The organism is Marinobacter sp. UBA2498 (genome assembly GCF_002341575.1).
Lineage (GTDB): Bacteria > Pseudomonadota > Gammaproteobacteria > Pseudomonadales > Oleiphilaceae > Marinobacter > Marinobacter manganoxydans.
On sequence record NZ_DDOI01000094.1, the window covers coordinates 1 to 394 of the forward strand.

The window sequence follows — 394 nt, forward strand, 5'->3', positions numbered from 1 at the left end:
AACTCGTTGACCAGAACCGCCCAGACCTCGTTTTCCGGTTTGCTTTTCAGAAGATCCAGAATGGCGGTGGTTTTACCGACACCCAGAAAACCAAGTATCAGACTGGTAGGAATAGGTTGAGCCATGGCGCCGGAGGCACTCCTCTAGGAATCAAATTGTTATACTATAACAATTTATCCGCCGGAACGATCCTCTTTCAGGAACAGTCCGACGGCCTTGTCTGATAGCAGGGCATGAGCAAGTGCCGGATAGGGCANNGTGGCGAGTGTGACTGCATCCATGCCGGCATCCAGGAACATCCAGGCCCCGAAGGCGACGAACAGGGCGCCCAGAAAACCGCCATAGATCCATAGAGCCCGTGAGCGCTCCTCCGGCATCGGCAAACGCTCAAGGG

At 54.8% G+C, this 394-nt stretch carries 1 protein-coding gene; it reads right to left on the reverse strand.

The features are described from left to right. The coding region (locus tag B2W52_RS13145; RefSeq protein ID WP_286803503.1) for a GTP-binding protein at positions 1-125 on the reverse strand (125 nt) is incomplete at its 3' end. Between the last annotated feature and the right edge of the window lie 269 nt (positions 126-394).